At 58.4% G+C, this 16,589-nt stretch carries 19 protein-coding genes; 15 read left to right on the top strand and 4 right to left on the bottom strand.

Features of this window, described 5'->3' with window-relative positions; genetic code table 11:
* Positions 1-138 precede the first annotated feature (138 nt).
* The 15 genes from I6L38_RS07635 (at position 139) to I6L38_RS07565 (ending at position 13,184) form a co-directional block, all read left to right on the top strand.
* Entirely contained in the window at positions 139-1,074 is a 936-nt protein-coding gene (locus I6L38_RS07635) for an FkbM family methyltransferase (protein ID WP_216989359.1), read from the top strand.
* Between the two features lie 193 nt (positions 1,075-1,267).
* A complete protein-coding gene (locus I6L38_RS07630) occupies positions 1,268-1,840 on the top strand; it encodes a phage baseplate assembly protein V (protein WP_213387156.1) in 573 nt (190 codons plus the stop codon).
* On the top strand, positions 1,837-2,196 hold the full coding sequence (locus I6L38_RS07625; RefSeq protein ID WP_216989358.1) for a GPW/gp25 family protein: 360 nt from the start codon (positions 1,837-1,839) through the stop codon (positions 2,194-2,196). The genes I6L38_RS07630 and I6L38_RS07625 overlap by 4 nt, the downstream gene beginning before the upstream one ends.
* On the top strand, positions 2,193-3,074 hold the full coding sequence (locus tag I6L38_RS07620) for a baseplate J/gp47 family protein (protein WP_216989357.1): 882 nt from the start codon (positions 2,193-2,195) through the stop codon (positions 3,072-3,074). The genes I6L38_RS07625 and I6L38_RS07620 overlap by 4 nt, the downstream gene beginning before the upstream one ends.
* Before the next feature lie 10 nt (positions 3,075-3,084).
* Complete coding sequence (locus tag I6L38_RS07615) at positions 3,085-3,486, top strand: hypothetical protein (protein ID WP_216989356.1); 402 nt, start codon at positions 3,085-3,087, stop codon at positions 3,484-3,486.
* A 179-nt stretch (positions 3,487-3,665) separates the two neighbouring features.
* Positions 3,666-4,901, top strand: a complete 1,236-nt coding sequence (locus I6L38_RS07610; protein ID WP_254204193.1) for a phage tail protein I — start codon at positions 3,666-3,668, stop codon at positions 4,899-4,901.
* A gap of 1 nt (position 4,902) precedes the next feature.
* On the top strand, positions 4,903-6,306 hold the full coding sequence (locus I6L38_RS22595) for a glycine-rich domain-containing protein (RefSeq protein ID WP_254204192.1): 1,404 nt from the start codon (positions 4,903-4,905) through the stop codon (positions 6,304-6,306).
* 33 nt (positions 6,307-6,339) lie between these two features.
* Positions 6,340-6,696 (top strand): tail fiber assembly protein, encoded by a 357-nt coding sequence (locus tag I6L38_RS22590; RefSeq protein WP_236660672.1) that lies wholly within the window; start codon positions 6,340-6,342, stop codon positions 6,694-6,696.
* A gap of 200 nt (positions 6,697-6,896) precedes the next feature.
* On the top strand, positions 6,897-8,069 hold the full coding sequence (locus I6L38_RS07595; protein WP_367948970.1) for a phage tail sheath protein: 1,173 nt from the start codon (positions 6,897-6,899) through the stop codon (positions 8,067-8,069).
* Between the two features lie 9 nt (positions 8,070-8,078).
* On the top strand, positions 8,079-8,597 hold the full coding sequence (locus I6L38_RS07590; RefSeq protein WP_108541146.1) for a phage major tail tube protein: 519 nt from the start codon (positions 8,079-8,081) through the stop codon (positions 8,595-8,597).
* A gap of 66 nt (positions 8,598-8,663) precedes the next feature.
* Positions 8,664-8,948, top strand: a complete 285-nt coding sequence (locus tag I6L38_RS07585; RefSeq protein ID WP_108541147.1) for a phage tail assembly protein — start codon at positions 8,664-8,666, stop codon at positions 8,946-8,948.
* Positions 8,949-8,956: 8 nt separating this feature from the next.
* Entirely contained in the window at positions 8,957-9,088 is a 132-nt protein-coding gene (locus tag I6L38_RS07580; protein WP_108541148.1) for a GpE family phage tail protein, read from the top strand.
* Entirely contained in the window at positions 9,085-11,520 is a 2,436-nt protein-coding gene (locus I6L38_RS07575) for a phage tail tape measure protein (protein WP_216989353.1), read from the top strand. Before I6L38_RS07580 ends, I6L38_RS07575 begins: the two co-directional genes overlap by 4 nt.
* A gap of 12 nt (positions 11,521-11,532) precedes the next feature.
* Entirely contained in the window at positions 11,533-12,024 is a 492-nt protein-coding gene (locus I6L38_RS07570; RefSeq protein ID WP_216989352.1) for a phage tail protein, read from the top strand.
* The gene (locus tag I6L38_RS07565) at positions 12,024-13,184 is read left to right on the top strand and encodes a phage late control D family protein (RefSeq protein WP_216989351.1); all 1,161 of its coding nucleotides are present in this window, start codon (positions 12,024-12,026) and stop codon (positions 13,182-13,184) included. The genes I6L38_RS07570 and I6L38_RS07565 overlap by 1 nt, the downstream gene beginning before the upstream one ends.
* A gap of 125 nt (positions 13,185-13,309) precedes the next feature.
* Here I6L38_RS07565 and rplT read toward each other — a convergent pair whose 3' ends face one another.
* The 4 genes from rplT to thrS form a co-directional block, all read right to left on the bottom strand.
* Complete coding sequence (gene rplT, locus I6L38_RS07560; protein WP_005300683.1) at positions 13,310-13,666, bottom strand: 50S ribosomal protein L20; 357 nt, start codon at positions 13,664-13,666, stop codon at positions 13,310-13,312.
* A gap of 15 nt (positions 13,667-13,681) precedes the next feature.
* Positions 13,682-13,879, bottom strand: a complete 198-nt coding sequence (rpmI, locus tag I6L38_RS07555; RefSeq protein ID WP_005300673.1) for a 50S ribosomal protein L35 — start codon at positions 13,877-13,879, stop codon at positions 13,682-13,684.
* Positions 13,880-13,965: 86 nt separating this feature from the next.
* Complete coding sequence (infC, locus tag I6L38_RS07550; RefSeq protein WP_185219337.1) at positions 13,966-14,496, bottom strand: translation initiation factor IF-3; 531 nt, start codon at positions 14,494-14,496, stop codon at positions 13,966-13,968.
* A 21-nt stretch (positions 14,497-14,517) separates the two neighbouring features.
* Entirely contained in the window at positions 14,518-16,446 is a 1,929-nt protein-coding gene (gene thrS / locus I6L38_RS07545; RefSeq protein ID WP_216989350.1) for a threonine--tRNA ligase, read from the bottom strand.
* Positions 16,447-16,589 lie beyond the last annotated feature (143 nt).

The raw sequence follows: 16,589 nt of genomic DNA, 5'->3' as shown, positions 1-16,589 counted from the left end.
GGGGGGAACTATGCAATTTATATATAGACGAAGGTCAATATCTAACTTACATTATCGTTGTGATTTACAACCGTTACTCATTAAAAACAGTCAATATAGTCAAGATAACTTACCATATTAAACGCCAAAGGAATTAAAATGGAAAAGTTTTACGGTCAATTCGACCCACCCTTGGATAAATTTATATTTGAACGATATTTCCCAAACAAGGACACTCTAGGTGTCTTTATAGAGTGTGGTGCTTTTGATGGCTTAACGGAAAACTCATGTAAGTTTTTTGAAGAAACTATGAATTGGAAAGGTTATAATATTGAACCTGTCCCTTGGATTTATGAAAAATTATGTAAAAATCGCCCTGAATCAAAGAACTTCAACTTTGCACTGTCCAATAAAAATGGTGAAGCCATTTTTAAAGCCGTAGATCACCCAACATTCGGGGTGGATTGTACAAATGGCTCATTAAACCATACTCAAGCTCACAGTTCGCTCCTCAAAGAAATTGGTTGCCAAATTGTTGAAACAAAAGTGCAAGTTAAAACTTGGCACGACTTCATTGCACAAGAAAACATAACCCACATAGACCTACTAGTTCTAGATGTTGAAGGACATGAATTATCTGTAATTGAGGGGATGAGAGGCTCTGCTGTACTTCCCGATATTATATGCATTGAAGTAGGTCATTTATGCTTCGATGACATTCGCAGAGAGTTACATGGGATTGGGTATACATACGATGTATCTTCGCATGTAAACGCATTTTTCATAAAAAATGACAAGTTACCTTTATTCTGTATTCGTAGGACCGATTACATACTACAACAAACAAGTCCTTTGAATGACATTAAAAAAAGATTGTCTGATTTGTCATTATCCATTGAAGAATTTAAGAGCGAGCAAGCTAGTATTTACTCTATACCTAAAGAAGATGACATTGATATCTGTGCATTAAAAGAAGAAAATTTAAAGCTTAATGAGCATTTATTGTCTCTTCAAAAGATACACCATGACATTACAAATTCAAAAGGGTGGAAGTTTGTCGAAACAATAAGAAAAGCCAAGCAACTATTTAAATAAGCTCCAAGCTTAATTAAAAGGCTTTAAGTTTTAAATAACTTACAGTATGGGGCTAATTATTAGCCTCATATCTCCGATACAGGTCCAACAAGAAGCTAACCTAATATCAATTTTAGCTTTGATTGAATTGTGCAAACTCTCCACACACTAACACTTTCTCGTTTTCCCCGCCATTGCCCAAAACAATGGCCTCATGCAACCGACCCCAACCGAACTCAAACGCCTGATCGACAACCTGATCCGCATTGGCACCGTCACCGCCGTGCGCTCCGGAGAGTGTCGCGTCAAAACTGGCGATATCACCACCAACTGGCGGCCCTACACCACGGACAGGGCCGGGGCTAACCGTACCCGCCATCGCCTGAGCCAGGGCGAGCAGGTGATCCTGCTCTCCGTCAGTGGCGATCTGCGCAATGCCTATATCGTCGGACGCCTCAATGCTGACCAGTACCCCGAACCGCTGGCCGAAGATGACAACCCGGATCTCGACCGCACCGAATACAGCGATGGCGCCGTCATCGAATACAACCCTGAAACCGGAGCACTCAACGCCACCGGCATCAAGTCCGCCACTATCTCGGCATCGGTAACCGTCAAGCTGATCACCCCGCTGGTCGAATGCACCAAGGCGCTCAAGGTTGGCACCACCATCAGCGCAGGGGGCAAGATTACCGCCCCCAGCGCAACCATCGGCGGTATAGAAGTCACGACCCACAAACACAAAGACACCATGCCGGGCAGCGGCACATCAGGGGGCCCGGTATGAACTGGCTCGGCATGAATGCCGCCAATGGCTGCGCCATCAGTGCCACCGACCACATCATCCAGTCGGTGCGCGACATCCTGCTCACCCCGGTGGGTTCGCGGGTGATGCGCCGCGACTACGGCAGTGAGCTCTTTTACCTCATCGACATGCCCCAGCATCAGGCCACCCGCCTGCGCCTGATGGCCGCCACCGTGCAAGCCCTTATCAACTGGGAGCCCCGCATCACCGTCACCCGCGTCGATGTGCTGGGCAGCGGCATGGATGGCGCCTTAACCATCGAGCTCACTTGGCAGCGCAAAGATGGCGGCGTGTTGGAGTCTGCAACCATCCCCATTCCGACAGGAGCCACCCAGTGAGCACTGTAGACCTGACCCAGCTCCCGCCACCTGAAGTCGAGGAAACCCTCGACTTCGAGGCCATCCTGGCCAAGCGCAAAGCCATCCTGATCAGCTACTACCCGGCAGACCAGCAGGCGGCTATCGCTGCCACGCTGGAACTGGAATCCGAACCGCTCAACAAGCTGCTACAGGAGAATGCATACAACGAAATGATCCTGCGGGCCCGCATCAACGATGCCGCCAAGCAGACCCTGCTCGCCTTTGCCAGTGGCACCACCCTGGACCATGTGGCCGGTGAGTACGAACTCGAACGCCTGCTGGTCACCCCAGGCAATCCATCAGCAACCCCGCCCATCGAGCCGGTGTATGAATCTGATGACCGCCTGCGCATGCGCTGCCAAATGGCTTATGAGGGCATGGCCACAGCGGGCCCGGTCAATGCCTACAAGTTTCACGCCCTCTCGGCCAGTGCCGAGGTGGCCGATGTCGCCGTCGATAGCCCCACCCCGGGCACCGTCAGAGTGACCATCCTCTCACCGGCAGGCCAGCCGAGCGCCGACACCCTCAATCTGGTCGAGCTGGCGCTATCTGCCGAAGACGTGCGCCCGCTCTGCGATCTGGTGGCGGTCGAACCCGCCCAGATCAAGCCCTATGCCGTCGATGCCACCCTCAACGCCATCGGTCTGGGTAAAGAGCAGGCCATTGCCGCCGCGAAAGATGCCATGACCAAGACGGCAGCCGCTTACTACCGGGTCGGGACCACCGTCCCGCTTTCCGCCATCTATGCCGCCCTGCACCAACCGGGGATCGACAGCGTCACCCTGCGCGCGCCGCTGACCGATGTCACCTGCAGCGCGCAGCAGGCCGCCAAACTCACCGCCCTCCACCTCGACTAAGGACACCACCATGGCAAACGCCCTCTATGACAAAGGCCGCGAGAAGTTTCTCACCGGCACCATCAATGCCAGTGCCGACACCCTCAAGTGTGCCCTGCTCAAAAGCACCTATTCGCCGACCCTCGCCAGCGACGAGTTCTACAGCGGGATCTCGGCCCATGTAGTCGGCACACCGCAAACCCTCACCAGCAAAACCGTGGCTGCTGGCGTGCTCGATGCGGCCGATGTCACCTTCACCGCCGTGCCAACCGCCAACGTGAACTACTGCGCCATCTACAAAGACACCGGCAACGCCGCGACCAGCCCGCTGATCGCCCTGTTCGATACGGCGGCGGGCCTGCCGGTCAGCACCAACGGCGGCGACATCATCATCGCCTGGGATAACGGCCCCAATAAGATCTTCAAGCTCTGATGGCAACCCTCTATCCCGTCTGGCGCGGGTCACTCACCTATCACGACGGCACCCTGTCACATGACGGGGCAGCTCTCTATCGGGGCACAGTGCAAGGCCCGGATGATCCGGTGCCCGACGCCATTGCCGGGGTCAGAGTTGGCTTGACAGTGGCAGGGATAGAAGCAGGCCAAGTCGGGATGGCATCGCTCATTCAACGCGCCAAGCCAACCGGGATCAGCCAGTTTGCAGCCGGGGCCAACAAGCTGACCAGCCGCACCAAAGCCATCGCTATCAGCGATGGCGCACAGGGCGCTCCGGCAACGACCATCCGGGCCACGGTTGCAACAATGGGCGACCTGCTCGCCATGGGGGCGGCTGACATGTCAACACAGATAACCCTTGTCGGGCTTGATGCCGGAATTGTCGGCACGGCGGGAGTCAGAACCCGGCTCGGTACTGGCGGATTACAACCTGATGCCATCGAGGTGCCGACCATTCAGCAACGGCTGGCTCCTGCAGGATTCGCTCTCGGCGTCATCGGCAGCCACAAAGCCAAGGTACGACAGACCATCGGTGATCTGGCTGACGGTCAGCAAGGTGCGCTATTGCTGAAAACCAAACTGGCGCAGGCGGCAACCGCCTTTACCGGCGCCATGGGCACACCGATCGCCAAGTACGCCCAGATCATCTACCCGATAGCGCCAGCCCTGCCAACAGCAACCCAGCCAGCCCTGACCATCACCCTGGCACACGATGGACTAGCTCCCCCATTGGTAGGCCCGTTCACCACCATCACTCGCTTGGCGAGCCAAGGGGTCGATGCCGGTGGCATGGGGTCGCACAAGGTGCATCGCCTGCCACTGGCAATCCCGGCAACCCGGGATCTGTTGCCACCCTCTGCAACCCGTCTGGAGCACCTGACCGCCGCCGCGCTGGCCTACAACCTGACACCAGAAGTCATTACCTCCACCCGCTTTGCCGACACCTGCCCGACGCCGTTGCTGCCCTGGCTGGCATGGGCCCGCTCGGTGGACTGGTGGGAACTGGCGGAATCGGAAGACCAGCAGCGGGCGCTGATCAAAGCCTCGTTCAGGTTGCATCAGCGCAAGGGAACCCCATGGGCCATCAAGGAAGCGCTGAACGTGCTGGGCTTTGGTGACAGCACCATCATCGAGCGCGCCACCGGCCGCCGCTATGACGGCACCCTCAGCTACAACGGCAACGAACCCCATGGCGACCCGACCCGCTGGGCAGTCTATCGGGTCATCCTGACTCGCCCGGTCACCACCGAACAGGCCAACCGCATCAAGCGCCTGTTGGCAGAGATGGCCCCAGCCCGCTGCCACCTCTCTGCGCTCGATTACACCCGGGCGCCCGTTACCTACAACGGCGCCGCAACCTACAACGGCAACTACAACCACGGAGCCTCGTGATATGGCGAATTTACAAGAGGTCGTCAGCTGGGAGGCTGGCATCTACCAACTCGAAACCGGTGATCCGGTGCTGGGCGGCCCGGGCGGCATCTCCAACAAGCAAGCACAAGCGCTTGCCAATCGTACCGCCTACCTGAAAAAACACGTCGATGATATCGAAGGGGGCAACACGGCGGCGGGCAAGGCCAACAAGCTCAGCACCGCCCGCAATATCGCCCTGGCTGGTGATGTGACCGGTCAGGCGGCATTTGATGGCAGCGGCAACATCACCATCACCGCCACCTATAAAAACTCGGGGGTGGTGGCGGGCACCTATCGCTCGGTCACCGTCGATGCCAAGGGCAACATCACCGCCGGCAGCAACCCCACCACCCTGGCGGGCTATGGCATCACCGATGCGGTTCCCATCGCACAAAAAGGCGCAGCCAATGGGGTGGCGACGCTCGATGGCAGTGGCAAGGTCCCCGTTAACCAAATCCCGGCCACGGCCATCACCGACACCTTTGTGGTCAACACCCAGGCCGCCATGCTGGCCCTGACCGCCGAAGTCGGGGATATAGCCGTACGTACCGACCTCAACAAGAGCTTCATCCTGCGGATTGCGGGCGCCGCCACTCTGGCCAACTGGCAAGAACTGCTCACCCCGACCGACTCGGTGCAATCGGTGGATGGCATGACCGGGGCGGTAACCATCGCCACCGCCAGTGAAGCCGTGAAGGGTAAGGCACAGATCGCCACCCAGGCAGAGGTGAACGCCGGTACCGATGACGCCAAATTCGTCACTGCCTTGAAACTGGCAAAGATGGGCATTCAAAAACAGATTGCAACCTTCAAACAGGTGGGCGTGACCCACTGGGTGGTTCCAACCGGCGTGTATAAAGTCCTGGTCACAGTGGTCGGAGCCGGCGGCGGTGGGGGGGGAGCAAACTCATCGACCAATTACAACGCCAGTGGTGGCGGGGGTGGCGCAGGGGGATATGCCAAAAAGTTGGTCAATGTGTCACCTGGAGACAGCATTCCTATCACTGTCGGAAGCGGTGGAATAGGGGCAACAAATGGATTGAATATCGCTTTACCGGGACAAACCAGCTCGTTTGGGTCGTTTTGTAGTGCAACCGGCGGTAACCCGGGGAACTCCGCCATAGGCGGAACAACCTCTTCGATGTGTGGAGCTGGAGGCAGTGGTGGATTAGGTTCTGGCGGCGATATTGATGGCTATGGTGGCCATGGTTCTGCCGGAATTGCTGCAACACCGACCACAGCAGGAGGCTCGGTGGGACGGGGACTAGGAGGGGCAACTATCACTTCATTAGGTAGCGGTGGCAATGGTGGCGCAACAGTCACAGGAAATCAGGTTTCCGCCGGTCAACATGGGTTAAACGGTATGGTCATTGTGGAGTGGTAAATTATGTGGGCACGAATCGAAAAGAATGTCGTCATGGAAACCACCGAGGTTGACCCCTCTGGCCGCTATTATGAAGCGCTTGACTGGATGGCATGCAGCGATGATGTGATGCCTGGATGGGTCGTCTCAGGTAACAACATCACACCACCCTCAGTAACGGAAGTCTCTCCTGAAAATAGCGCGCAAGCGCGCCTGTCAGACTGCCTCACGTTGGCAAATCAGACCATTGCTACCCTTCAGCCCGCAGTCGATGGCGGCTATGCCAAGCCAGAGCACACCCAGTTGCTGGCCGACTGGCAGCGTTACCGCTACGAGCTGACGCTGGTGTCGGAGCAAGCCGGCTGGCCAGAGTCGCCGCAGTGGCCAACCGAACCGGACAAAATCATCTAACGAAACACCCCGCCTTGTGCGGGGTGTTTCGTTACTGCCGTCCGTTACCCCGTTGTCACCGCCCATCCAGTGTATCCACGCCAGATACACTGGCCGCCGCTCGCCTGCGATCCCCTGCCCCTGCATCCTGACCCTGTTCACATCACCTGCATTACCTACGCAAAGAATGCTCCGTCCGGACAACAGGAGAACCTATGGCACTGGACCAATTCCACCACGGCGTGCGCGTCGTCGAAGCGACCGAGGGTACCCGTACCATCCGCACCGTCGCCACGGCGGTGATCGGCATGGTCTGCACCAGCGAAGACGCCGACGCCACCTATTTCCCCCTCGACAAGCCTGTGCTGATCGCCAACCTGCCAGCGGCCATCGCCAAGGCGGGCAGCGAGGGGAACCTGAAACGCTCACTGCAAACCATCTATGACACCGTCAACACCATCGTTATCGCCGTGCGTGTGGCCAAAGGCGCGGATGCGGCAGCGCTGACCAGCAACATCATCGGCACCATCAAGCCCGATGGCAGCTATACCGGCCTCAAGGCGCTGGAGCGGGCCACCCCGGCTACCGGCGTCAAGCCACGCATCCTCTGCGTGCCGGACAACTGCACCCTGCCGGTATCCACTGCGCTGGCGGGCATGGCCAAGAAGCTGCGCGCCTTTGCCTACGTGCCGACCATCGCCGAGACCGTCGAAGCCGCGCTGGCCTACCGTGAAAACTTCTCCAGCCGTGAGTTGATGCTGGTGCATGCCGACTGGATCGCGTGGGACGTTGCCACCAATGCCAGCATCAAGCTCGATGCCTGCCTCAAGGCTGCCGCCATGCGGGCACTGATCGACAAAGAGATTGGCTGGCACAAGACCCTGTCGAACGTCGGCGTGACCGGGGTCGATGGCATGACCAAAAACCTGTTCTGGGATCTGCAAGACCCCGACACCGAGGTCGGCCTGCTCAACGCCAACGAGGTCACCGCACTGATCCGCTCTGACGGCTTTCGCTACTGGGGCAACCGCACCTGCTCAGATGATCCCCTGTTCGCCTTCGAGAACTACACCCGCACCGCCCAGATTCTGGCTGACACCATGGCCGAGGCGCACATGTGGGCCAACGACAAGCCGCTGCACCCGTCCCTGGTCAAAGACATCGTCGAAGGGATCAAGGCCAAGGGCCGCGAGCTGGTGAACGGCGGATATTTGCTCGGGTTTGACTGCTGGTACAACGAGGAGCTCAACGACAAGGACACCCTCAAGGCGGGCAAGCTGCGCATTGATTACAACTACACCCCGGTGCCGCCACTCGAAGACCTCGGTTTCATCCAGCGCATCACCGATTCCTACCTCATCGACTTCGGCGCCCGCGTCGCGGCCGCAGCATAAGGAGCCACCATGGCACTGCCAAGAAAAGTCAAACAGCTCAACATGTTCACCGACGGCACTAACTGGGTGGGTGAAGCGGAAGACTTCACCTTTGCAAAACTCTCCCGCAAGTTCGAAGCCTATCGCGGCGGCGGCATGGGCGGCGCCGTCAACATCGACATGGGGCTGGATGACAGCGCTCTCGATACCTCTTTCACCATGGGCGGCTACAGCGCCGAGATCCTGGGCAAGATGGGCAATGGCAAGATCGACGGCATCGCCCTTCGCTTTGCCGGTTCCATCCAACGTGATGATGTCGTCGGTGTGCAGGCCGTAGAAGTATTCACCCGAGGCCGCTTCAAAGAGATCGACTGGGGCACCGCCAAGGTCGGCGATAACAGCCAGGCCAAGGTCACCATGGTTAACACCTACTACAAAGTGACCATTGACGGGGCCGTCATCCACGAAATCGACTTGCTCAACATGATCGAGATCGGCCCCGATGGCGTCGACCGCATGGCCGAGCACCGCAAAGCCATCGGCCTCTAACCCATTCACCCATCCAACGGGTGGCACACTGCCGCCCTCACCACATCAACAACAGGAACCTACACCATGGAACAGAAAGAAATCACCCTCGACACCCCGATCCAGCGCGGCGAGAGCACCCTCAATAGTCTGACCATCCGCAGCCCCAAAAAGGCAGGCCACCTGCGCGGGCTCAACACCATGGACATCGTCCAGATGAACGTCGATACCCTCATCAAACTGCTGCCCCGCATCACTGACCTGACCGAAAAAGAAGTGAACGACATGGATCCGGCTGACCTGCTCAAAGCCGGAGTCGTGGTGGTCGGTTTTTTGATGGGCTCGCAGCAGGAGGCTTACCTCACTGCATAGATGACCTGATGGCCGAGATTGCCATCATCGCCCACTGGCCGCCGTCCGAGATGGCGGCCATGGAGATCAGCGAGCTGATGGGCTGGCACCAACGCCTCGTTGAGACTCACAACCGCATCAACGGGGCAGAACAACAATGAACCCTCTCAAACTGCAAATCCTGCTTAACGGGATCGACAAACTCACCGCCCCCCTCAAGGCAGCCAGCGGCCAGAGCCGCATCACCGCCAAAGACCTGGTCGACACGAAGAAGCGCATCAAGGAGCTGGAAGCCCAGAGCGGCCAGATTGATGGCTATCGCACCCTCGGCCAGCAGATTGGCGCAACCCGCGCCCAGCTGACCCAAGCCCAGCGCGACGCCCAGCAGATGGCCCAGCAGTTTGCCAAGGTCGAGCAACCGACCAAGGCCATGTCCCGTGCCATGGAGCAAGCCAAGCAGAAAGTGCGCGACCTCTCCCAGCAAGAGCGGGAAATGGTCGCCCGCCACGGCAGCCTGAAACGGGCCATGAGCGAGGCAGGCATCAACACAAAACAGCTGGGCCAGCACCAGCGCCAGCTCAAGAGCGATCTGGCCTCCGCCAACAGCCAGCTCGACCAGCAGCGGGCCAAGCTGGGGCAACTGGCCGACCAGCAAAAGCGCCTTAACCAGATCAAAGCCAACTACGACAAAACCATGTCCATGCGCGGCACGCTGGCAGGCTATGGCGCTGCAGGGATGGCCACCGGGGCCGCCGCCATCTACAAGGGCACCAATATCGCGGGCAAGGCGATGGGCTTTGATGTCGATATGTCCAAGGTGCAGGCGATCACCCGGCTGAGCAAAGAGAGCAGCGAACTGGCCGCCCTGCGGGCTCAGGCACGGGAGCTCGGCGCCAATACCGCCTTCACGGCGGGCGAAGCGGCGCAGGGTCAGGGCTTTCTGGCCATGGCCGGTTTCACCCCCAAGGCAATCCGTGACGCCATGCCCGGGGTGCTCGATATCGCCAAGGCGGGCGGCGTCGAGATTGCTGCCGCCGCTGACATCGGGTCCAACATCCTGACCGGCTTCAAGCTGCCGGCCAACCAGATGACCCGCTTGGGGGATGTGATGGTCGGCACCTTCACCCGCGCCAACGTCGACTTGCAGATGCTGGGTGAAACCATGAAATACGTGGGGCCGGTGGCGGCAGGGCTCGGGGTTGACCTTGAAACTGCCTCCGCCATGGCGGGCAAGCTGGGGGATGCGGGTATTCAGGGCAGCATGGGCGGGACTGCCATCCGCGCCATTCTCGGCCGCTTGGCCTCCCCGCCCAAGGCGGCGAACGATGCGCTGGCCGCCCTCAACGTCAAGACCGCCGATGCGGCGGGCAACCTGCGCTCGCTGCCAGATATCCTGGACGAGCTCTATAAGAAAACCAGCAAGATGGGGGACGCCACCCGCTCGGGCTACTTCAAGGCCATCGCCGGCGAAGAGGCATTTGCCGCCCTGACCGTGCTGACCGAGCAGGCTGGTTCCGGCAAGCTGCAGGAGCTAATCGCCACGTTGAAACAAACTCAAGGGGAAGCGGGCAAGGTTGCCAAGGTGATGGCCGATAACGCCATCGGCGATCTGGACAACCTCACCTCCGCCTGGGATGACGTAGGGATCCAGATGATGGAGACCGAGAACGGCCCACTACGCGGCATTATCCAGCGCGTCACCGAGATCATCCAGGTCACTGGCGACTGGATGCGGGCCAACCCAGAGCTGACCTCGACCCTGACCCGTATCGCGGCGGTCACCGCCGTAACGGCTGCTGCTGGCGGATCGCTGCTGCTGATTGTGGCCGGTCTGCTGGGGCCACTGGCCGCCATCAAAATGGGGCTTTCCACCCTGCTGGTCTATGGCGGCCCGCTGCTGACCTTCATCAAGGCGCTGACCATGGGCATGGTCAGGCTCGGCATTGCCATGCTTACCACCCCGATCGGCTGGTTCATCATGGGGATTGTGGCAATCGCGGCCGGGGCCTACCTGCTCTACAAAAATTGGGATGGGGTCACCAAGTGGTTCAGCGACCTATGGGCCCAGTGCAAGGCCTCTGCTCTCGCCTTCTGGGAACTCCTGAAAGAGCTCTTCTCATGGACCCCCATCGGCATGCTGATCATGCACTGGAACGAGATCTGGACCTTCTTCGATACCCTGCCTGCGGGCGCCGCCAACAAGGGTAAGGCCATCATCGATGGCCTGATTGGCGGCATCAGTGCCAAGTGGGAGAGTTTGAAGAACAAGATCAAAGCCCTCACCGACCTGCTGCCGGATTGGATGAAGGGGGGCGACTCGGTCACCGCCAACGTCAATCCGTCCGGCTACCTCACCGGCAACTACAACACCCCGGCCATGGCGGGCGGTTCGGGATACGGCCCGCGCATCGTCACCCCGGTGCGACCAGTGGCCCGAGGCAACAGCATCACCCAGATCCACGCCCCGATCAGTATCACCCAGCAGCCGGGACAATCAGCCACCGATGTGGCGCAAGAGGTGCGCCGCGAACTGGACCGACGCGAACGGCAGGCAGCTGCCAGTGGCCGCGCCTCCCTGACCGACCGCAACTAAGGAGCAACCACCATGATGATGACCCTGGGCTGGTTCGTGTTTATGCGCTCGACCGTGGCCCCGCAATCTCAACAAGACGAAAAAACATGGCGCCACCCGGGCAATAACCGGGTCGGCGCCCGCCCCTCATATCAGTACCTCGGGCCAGATGACGAGCTCAGTCACTTAAGCGGGGTGCTCTATCCAGAGCTCACCGGCGGCCCAGTCTCCCTCGATATGCTCAATAGCATGGGTGACAGCGGCCAAGCCTTCCCCTTAATCCAAGGCGATGGCGTGATGCGCGGCTCGTTCGTGATAGAGGGGATCAGCACCACCCGCAGCGAGTTCTTCCTGGATGGCAGCGCCAGAAAAATCGAGTTCAGCATCAAGCTCAAGCGGGTCGATGACAACGACAACTCCCTCGGCAATACCTTGCTCGGGCGCACCGCGGGCAACCTGCTCGGTAGATTGGGCGTTGGCAAGCTGCTGAACACGGTGGGCGGCAAACTCGGGGGGCTGCTCTGATGGGAGCATTCGACCTGTTCGGTACCCGCTTGACTGAAAACCTTGGCATCACCAGCCAGCTGGATGCCCTGAGCCAACAACATCCGGCGCCCGCCTATCAGGTGCGGGTCGATGGCAGCGATGTCTCGGGCACTCTGCGCCCACGCTTGATGCACATGACCATCACCGATAACCGGGGCTTTTCGGCCGACACCATCGAGATCGCCCTCGATGACAGCGATGGCAAGCTGGCCATGCCGCGCCGTGGGGCCACCCTCCAAGCCAGCATCGGGTGGCAAGGCGGCCCCCTGGTCGATAAAGGCACCTTCAAAATTGACGAGGTGGAACACGGCGGCGCACCGGATTTACTCACCATCAGGGGAAAGTCGGCTGATCTGCGCGGGGGCATGAATAAACTGCGCGAGCGCAGCTGGCACTTCGAAACCATTAGCGCCATCGTCGAACAGCTTGCCGCCCGCTATGGCCTAACACCGAGCGTTGGCGACGCTTTCAAGGGGATGGTGATCGACCACATCGACCAGACCAACGAGAGCGATCTGGCCTTTCTCACCCGCTTGGCCACCGAGCAGGATGCCATCGCCACCGTCAAATCTGGCCGCCTGATGTTTATCAAGGCGGGCAACGGCACCACCGCAAGCGGCAAGCCACTGCCAGCTGTCACCATCACCCGCCAGGACGGCGATCAACACCAGTTCTCGGTGGCAGACCGCGACGCCTACACCGGCGTCATCGCCTACTGGCAAGACAACAAGGCCGCCGAGAAGAAGAAAATCGAGGTGAAGCGCAAGTGGAAGACCAAACCGAAAGAGGAACGGCCGCTACCACCGGGGGTGGTAGTCAACAAGAAGGAGAACGAGCTGCTGGTTGGCGACAGTGAGAACGTCAAAGAGCTGCGCCACGTTTACGCCAACCAGAGCAACGCCATGCGCGCCGCCCGGGCTGAGTGGGAAAAGCTGCAGCGCGGCGTGGCCGAGTTTCAGATCACCCTGGCCAAAGGCCGACCAGAGCTCTACCCGGAGCAACCCACCACGGTCAGGGGCTTCAAACCGCAAATCGACGAAGCAGACTGGCTACTCACCCAGGTCGTCCACGACCTCACCGATCAGGGCTACACCAACCGCTTGCAACTCGAAGTAAAACTGGCAGAGCTGCCGGAGTGACCACATAGATAAAAAAGCGTGGACAGAATGTGGACATAAGAAATGAAAAACTGATGTAAAACAGATGGTTATAGATACAAAAAAGGAGGCCTAGGCCTCCTTTTAGCATTTATAACAGAACCGGATTAAACCAGAGCTGCTTTGGCCTTTTCAACCAGGGCGGTGAAAGCCAGCTTGTCGTGAACGGCGATATCGGACAGGATCTTGCGATCGATCTCGATGGAAGCCTTCTTCAGACCGTTGATCAGACGGCTGTAGGACAGACCGTTCTGACGGGCTGCTGCGTTGATACGAGCAATCCACAGTTGACGGAACTGACGCTTTTTCTGGCGACGGTCACGGTAGGCATACTGACCAGCTTTGGTTACCGCTTGTACCGCTACGCGGTAGACACGGGAACGGGCGCCGTAGTAACCCTTGGCGGCTTTCATTACTTTCTTGTGACGAGCGCGAGCGGTCACACCACGTTTAACTCTTGGCATTTTTCACATCCCCCCTTATGCGTACGGCAGACAAGCGACAACACGTTTGTGGTCGGCAGCGGAAACAAAGAACTTCGGTCCCAGCTGACGCTTACGCTTACTACTCTTCTTGGTCAGGATGTGACGCAGGTGGTTGTGCTTGCACTTGAAGCGACCTGAGCCAGTCTTCTTGAAGCGCTTTGCGGCGCCCCGGTTGGTTTTCATCTTCGGCATTTCATACTCCGCATTGTGAGTGACAACAAAATCGCAAGGCGAACCGACTCATGGGGCTGGCCCCATGAGTCAATTTCTTGTGGGCCTTAAGATTTCTTCTTGGGTGCGAGGACCATCACAGCTTGACGGCCTTCGACTTTCGGGAACGATTCGACTACGGCCAGCTCTTCCAGGTCGTTCTTGACACGCTCCAGAACCTTGATACCAAGATCCTGGTGGGCCATTTCACGACCACGGAAGCGCAGGGTGACCTTTGCCTTGTCCCCGTCTTCCAGAAAGCGAACCAGGTTGCGTAGTTTTACCTGATAGTCGCCTTCGTCGGTGCCAGGACGGAATTTGATTTCCTTGACCTGGACGACTTTCTGCTTTTTCTTCTGTTCTTTGGTGGTTTTGCTCTTTTCGTAGAGGAATTTGCCGTAATCCATGATCCGGCAAACGGGCGGCTCAGCGTTCGGACTGATCTCGACCAGATCCACTCCGGCCTCAAGGGCCAAGTTCAGAGCATCCTGGATGGAGGTGATGCCAATGGCTTCACCATCCAGGCCAGTCAGACGAACTTCTTTCAGACGGATCTCTTCGTTGATCCGGTGAGCGCGGGCTTGCGGTTGCTTGCCCAGTTTTTTTCCGCCTTTTATAGCTTATTCCTCCACTTTCTTTTGTCCGCGGGTCTGAACTTCCTGGGTCAACAGAGCAATCAGCTCTTCAACAGGATAAGAGCCCAGGTCAGCCCCTTTACGGGTACGTACTGCAATCTTGCCGGCTTCTACTTCTTTATCGCCGCAGACCAGCATAAAAGGTACCCGCTTCAAAGTATGCTCGCGGATTTTAAAGCCAATCTTCTCATTTCTCAAGTCCGCTTTTGCGCGAAGGCCCGCATCATTCAATGCTTTGGCTACTTTCACCGCATAATCGGCCTGATTGTCGGTAATATTCATGACCACGGCCTGGCTAGGTGCCAACCAGGTCGGGAACAGTCCGGCGTACTCTTCGGTCAGGATCCCGATGAAACGCTCCAGCGAGCCCAGAATGGCGCGGTGGATCATCACGGGGACGTGACGCTCGTTGTCTTCGCCCACATAAGTGGCACCCAGACGGCCCGGCAGGGCAAAATCGAGCTGCACGGTACCACATTGCCAGGCACGGTCAAGGCAGTCATGCAGGGTGAATTCGATCTTGGGACCGTAGAAGGCCCCCTCGCCCGGCTGCAGGTCGTACTTCAGACCGTTCAGCACCAGCGCTTCGGCCAGCGCGGCCTCGGCGCGATCCCAGGCTTCATCGGAGCCGATACGCTGTTCCGGACGAGTGGAGAGCTTGACCACGATATTCTCGAAACCGAAGGTGCCGTAGACGTCGTAGACCATGCGGATGCACGCAGACACCTCTTCCATGATCTGCTCTTCGGTACAGAAGATGTGAGCATCATCCTGAGTGAAACCCCGTACCCGCATCAGGCCGTGCAAGGAGCCTGACGGCTCGTTGCGGTGGCAGGAGCCGAACTCGGCCATGCGCAGCGGCAGGTCGCGGTAGGATTTCAGGCCCTGGTTGAAGATCTGCACGTGACCCGGGCAGTTCATCGGCTTGATGGCGTACTCGCGGTTCTCGGACTGGGTGGTAAACATGGCCTGGGCGTACTTCTCCCAGTGACCTGAACGCTCCCACAGCACGCGATCCATCATGAAGGGACCCTTCACTTCCTGATAGTCGTACTCTTTGAGCTTGCCGCGGATGAAGGTTTCCAGCTCGCGGAAGATGGTCCAGCCGTCGTTGTGCCAGAACACCATGCCAGGCGCTTCTTCCTGCATGTGGTACAGGTCGAGCTGCTTGCCGATCTTGCGGTGGTCGCGCTTGGCGGCCTCTTCCAGACGCTGCAGATAGGCCTTGAGCTGCTTCTTGTCGGCCCAGGCGGTACCGTAGATACGCTGCAGCATCTTGTTGTTGGAGTCGCCGCGCCAGTAGGCGCCGGACATTTTCTGCAACTTGAAGTGGTGGCAGTGACGCATGTTGGGCACGTGCGGGCCGCGACACATGTCGATGTACTCTTCGTGATGATAAAGACCGGGCTGGTCATCACGGGCAATGTTCTGATCCAGGATCTCGACCTTGTAGGTCTCGCCACGGGCTTCGAACACATCGCGTGCTTCCTGCCAGGAGACCTTCTTCTTGACGACGTCGTAATCCTTGGCGGCCAGCGCCAGCATGCGCTCTTCCAGGGCAGCCAGATCTTCATCGGTCAGGGTGCGGTCGAGATCGATGTCGTAGTAGAAACCGTTGTCGATGACGGGACCGATGGCCATCTTGGTCTGGGGCCAGAGTTGCTTGATGGCATGACCCAGCAGGTGAGCACAGGAGTGGCGCAGAATGTCCAGACCTTCTTCGTCTTTGGCGGTGATGATGGCCAGGGAGGCATCGGCTTCGATCAGCTCGCAGGCATCCACCAGTTCACCGTTTACCCGACCGGCAATGCACGCCTTGGCGAGACCGGGACCGATGTCCGCGGCCACATCCATGACGGAAACGGCGTGGGCAAATTGACGTTGGCTGCCATCAGGCAGAGTAATGATTGGCATTGTGTGTTTCCTTATACAGTGGTGCCCCCTACCAAAGGGCACATGCGGGATGGAAAGATTCATTCAAAAATGGGTGATGTTCTGGCTCTCCACAGCACTTTGCGAAGACGCCCCGTGACGCAAACAACCCGTTCAACGTCGCA

Source organism: Aeromonas sp. FDAARGOS 1408 (assembly GCF_019048665.1).
Lineage (GTDB): Bacteria > Pseudomonadota > Gammaproteobacteria > Enterobacterales > Aeromonadaceae > Aeromonas > Aeromonas dhakensis.
Note: the sequence above shows the minus strand (reverse complement) of the source record. Positions and strands in the feature narration are given on the sequence as shown.

Excerpts from the sequence above, each read along its gene's own strand:
- I6L38_RS07615 (WP_216989356.1), top strand. The coding sequence starts at position 3,085 with ATGGCAAACGCCCTCTATGACAAAGGCCGCGAGAAGTTTCTCACCGGC.
- I6L38_RS07570 (WP_216989352.1), top strand. The coding sequence starts at position 11,533 with ATGATGATGACCCTGGGCTGGTTCGTGTTTATGCGCTCGACCGTGGCC.
- I6L38_RS07635 (WP_216989359.1), top strand. The coding sequence starts at position 139 with ATGGAAAAGTTTTACGGTCAATTCGACCCACCCTTGGATAAATTTATA.
- thrS (WP_216989350.1), bottom strand. The coding sequence starts at position 16,446 with ATGCCAATCATTACTCTGCCTGATGGCAGCCAACGTCAATTTGCCCAC.
- rplT (WP_005300683.1), bottom strand. The coding sequence starts at position 13,666 with ATGCCAAGAGTTAAACGTGGTGTGACCGCTCGCGCTCGTCACAAGAAA.
- I6L38_RS07575 (WP_216989353.1), top strand. The coding sequence starts at position 9,085 with ATGAACCCTCTCAAACTGCAAATCCTGCTTAACGGGATCGACAAACTC.
- rpmI (WP_005300673.1), bottom strand. The coding sequence starts at position 13,879 with ATGCCGAAGATGAAAACCAACCGGGGCGCCGCAAAGCGCTTCAAGAAG.
- I6L38_RS22595 (WP_254204192.1), top strand. The coding sequence starts at position 4,903 with ATGGCGAATTTACAAGAGGTCGTCAGCTGGGAGGCTGGCATCTACCAA.
- I6L38_RS07630 (WP_213387156.1), top strand. The coding sequence starts at position 1,268 with ATGCAACCGACCCCAACCGAACTCAAACGCCTGATCGACAACCTGATC.
- I6L38_RS07610 (WP_254204193.1), top strand. The coding sequence starts at position 3,666 with ATGGCATCGCTCATTCAACGCGCCAAGCCAACCGGGATCAGCCAGTTT.
- I6L38_RS07585 (WP_108541147.1), top strand. The coding sequence starts at position 8,664 with ATGGAACAGAAAGAAATCACCCTCGACACCCCGATCCAGCGCGGCGAG.
- I6L38_RS07625 (WP_216989358.1), top strand. The coding sequence starts at position 1,837 with ATGAACTGGCTCGGCATGAATGCCGCCAATGGCTGCGCCATCAGTGCC.
- I6L38_RS07580 (WP_108541148.1), top strand. The coding sequence starts at position 8,957 with ATGGCCGAGATTGCCATCATCGCCCACTGGCCGCCGTCCGAGATGGCG.
- I6L38_RS07565 (WP_216989351.1), top strand. The coding sequence starts at position 12,024 with ATGGGAGCATTCGACCTGTTCGGTACCCGCTTGACTGAAAACCTTGGC.
- I6L38_RS22590 (WP_236660672.1), top strand. The coding sequence starts at position 6,340 with ATGGAAACCACCGAGGTTGACCCCTCTGGCCGCTATTATGAAGCGCTT.
- I6L38_RS07590 (WP_108541146.1), top strand. The coding sequence starts at position 8,079 with ATGGCACTGCCAAGAAAAGTCAAACAGCTCAACATGTTCACCGACGGC.